Source organism: Streptomyces sp. NPDC060198 (genome assembly GCF_042728415.1).
GTDB lineage: Bacteria > Actinomycetota > Actinomycetes > Streptomycetales > Streptomycetaceae > Streptomyces.
The window spans coordinates 1-2,879 of the sequence record NZ_JBHWZJ010000584.1; the positions used below are offsets into that span (position 1 = coordinate 1).

A 2,879-nucleotide genomic window follows, 5' to 3' on the forward strand; every position below is an offset into this window, starting at 1 on the left:
GTTCAGCCGGGCTCCCTCCATCGCCCATGCGCGGGCCTCGGCCACCCCCTGGAGCGACAGCGCGAGACGTGTCGCCTCCGCGTCCCACCTGCCCGCCTCGTCGAGACCGTTCGCCTCGCGCAGACCGCGCGCCATGGTGCCGAGCAGGTCCGAGGTGTCCCGGGCGAAACGGCCCAGCCGGTCGCGGACGCTGCGCAGGTGGACCGGTGGCAGAACCAGCGCGTTGACCGTGATGCCCACCGCCGCCCCGATCAGGGTCTCCAGCAGCCGGTGTCCCACCGTGAAGGCACTGGACGAGCCGGCGGTGATCACGAACAGCGCCGTGGTGGCCCCGACGAGGCCCTGGTTCCCGAACCTGCGGTAGGTCCCGAGCAGGGTCATGAACGGGACGGTGAGCAACATCGCGGCCATGGTCTGATCCCGGGTGATCACCATGGCCGCCGAAGCCCACACCGTGCCGACGGCGATGACCGCGCACTGCTGGAGGCCCATGCGCAGGGACTGGTACACCGTGCCGCCGACCAGGGCGACGGCCGTCCAGGGGGCCAGCAGGGCCATCGGGGCGTGGAGCCACCACCCTGTCAGCGCCCACGCGACGATGGCAGCGGCGGCTGCCTTGAGCGACTGGACGAGTGTGTCCCGCTCAGGACCGGCTTCCTCGAACGCGTTGTGCGCTGACCTGTGTACCGCCTCCCACTCCCGCCCCGCCCATCGCGCCGCGGCCGACCACCGTACGTTCCCCACCGACCCGCACACTCCTTCCCGGGTGCCCGCTCCTGTTCGGCGGCACTCGTTCTCTCGTGCCCCCGGGGCGAAGGGGAAACCGCCACTACCCGCGCGACTCCACCGGGGCGCCGTGGCAACGGCCCCGGACACACCAGCCGCGAAGGCGCGTACGGCGTCAGGCGGGGCGCATCTCGAACCAGTCGAAGGCCACGCTGCCCCGGGTCGCGTACATTCCGATGACCCGGCCGGTGAATCCGCCGGCGACCTCGGTCGTGAGGTAGCGGCCGTCCAGTTCGGCGAGGATCTCGAAGTCCCCCACCTCGGTCTCGTATCCGAGCCGCAGGGTGTCGGGGGCGCCGATACGGAGGCCGGCGGCAGCCTGCGGACCGGCCGCGCGGTCGGTGAGGGTGGGCGGCAGGGCGTCGGCGGTGGTCACCTCGATGCGCAGTGTCAACGGACCTGCGGGTACGGCTCGTTCGGCGACGGCCTGGCGCAGCGGACCGATCCGGGCGACCGCCCGCACGACGTCGCCCTCCCTCTCCACCTGGTAGTGGTGTGCCTCGTCGAGCCGTACGGCGAGTCCTCCGCGGCCACCCTCGGCGACGTCGGTCCGGGTGCGGGCGCAGCACTCCGGATCGCGTTGGCGCTGCCCGAGGAACACGGCGCCGGGCCGGTCCAGGCCCTCCGCGCGGGAGTTCAGGACGACGTGCCCGGGCCTCGCTCCGAGGTCGACGGTCTCCGGGTCCTGGCGGCGCAGGGTGATCCAGCGGGGGGCGAGGCCAGGGACGTCGAAGTCGTCGCGGTGCGGCTCCCCGGGCCACGGATGCGGGGTCAACTCCGGCCCTTCGAAGCGGAGTTCGACGGGGCCCGGCAGTGGCCACCCGTCCTCCCAGCGCACCGGCGCCAGGAAGGTCTCCCGCCCCATGCCGTGGAAGCCGGGAGTGTCGCCCCGGGGGCGGGTGCCGAGCAGGACCATCCACCAACTGCCGTCGTGGGCCTGCACGAGGTCGCCGTGGCCGGTGTTCTGCACCGGGTGGTCGGTACTGCGGTGCGAGAGCACGGGGTTGTCGGGGTGCGGCTCGAACGGACCCGGCAGCGTGCGGGACCGGGCCACCGAGAGGGCGTGCCCGCGTTCCGTACCGCCCTCCGAGAGCAGCAGGTACCACCAGTCGCCGATCCGGTACAGGTGCGGTCCTTCGGGGTACTGCAGTCCGGTGCCCGACCACATCTCCACGGGCTCGCCGAGCAGTTCACCCGACTTCGGGTCGATGCGCACGCCCTTGATGCCCCCGTGCGAGAAGAGGCACCAGCAGTCGCCCCGCTCGTCCCAGGCCAGGTCGGGGTCGATGCCGGGGATCGCGACGTGGACGGGGTCCGACCATGGTCCGGCCGGGTCGTCGGCGGTGACCAGCACGGTGCCGGCGCCGCCGACCACGGTCGTGATCATCCAGAACCATCCGTCGTGGTGGCGCAGGGTGGGCGCGTACACGCCGGACGAGGAGGGTGCCGTGCCGGAGAGTTCGAGTTGTGCGGGGCGGTCCAGGGCGTGTCCGATCAGCCGCCAGTGCGTCAGGTCGCGGCTGTGCCACAGTGGGACCCCCGGTACGTACTCGAAGCTGGACGTGGCCAGGTAGTAGTCCTCGCCCGCGCGGCAGATGCTCGGGTCCGGGCTGAAGCCGGGTATGACGGGGTTGTCGAAGTACGCCATGTCCATCCTCGGGGTCGGGCCGTGGTGCGCGTCCTGTCCAGGTCGCGGGCGTGCGGACGCGCGCGTGTCGCCTCGCATGGTGCCTCAGCCCGCCGCCCGGCCGGCGGCCGGGCCCCGCCTGTCCGGCCTGTCCGGGCAGGGGGCGAGGGGCGGGCATGCGCTCACGTCGGAGCCACCTCTCCGCCAGGTGTTTTGGACTCGGGCCGATCCGGGCTATAGTTGATCTTGAAGGCACGGACCGCTCCGCCGGTACGGTGCCCGCGCGTTGGTCGTCCAAGGAAAGACGCCCCGCTTCCCGCGGGGAAATGCAGGTGCAAGGCCTGCCCAGCGCTCCACACGCCCCGTTCCTGGTCATCAGGAACGGGGCTTTTTTTTCCTGGCCCTCGGGAGTTCTGGAGTACGGGGCCGGGTGGCAAACGCCCACCGGCGACCCGCACGCCTCTAC

General features: G+C 72.3%; 2 protein-coding genes. Both read right to left on the bottom strand.

The features are described 5' to 3' along the window. Positions 1-744, bottom strand: a 744-nt coding sequence (locus ACFWEP_RS33745; RefSeq protein WP_387375983.1) for an aromatic acid exporter family protein, incomplete at its 3' end; no start/stop codon positions are given. A gap of 157 nt (positions 745-901) precedes the next feature. Then, a complete protein-coding gene (locus tag ACFWEP_RS33750; RefSeq protein WP_387375984.1) occupies positions 902-2,434 on the bottom strand; it encodes a glycoside hydrolase family 43 protein in 1,533 nt (510 codons plus the stop codon). Between the last annotated feature and the right edge of the window lie 445 nt (positions 2,435-2,879).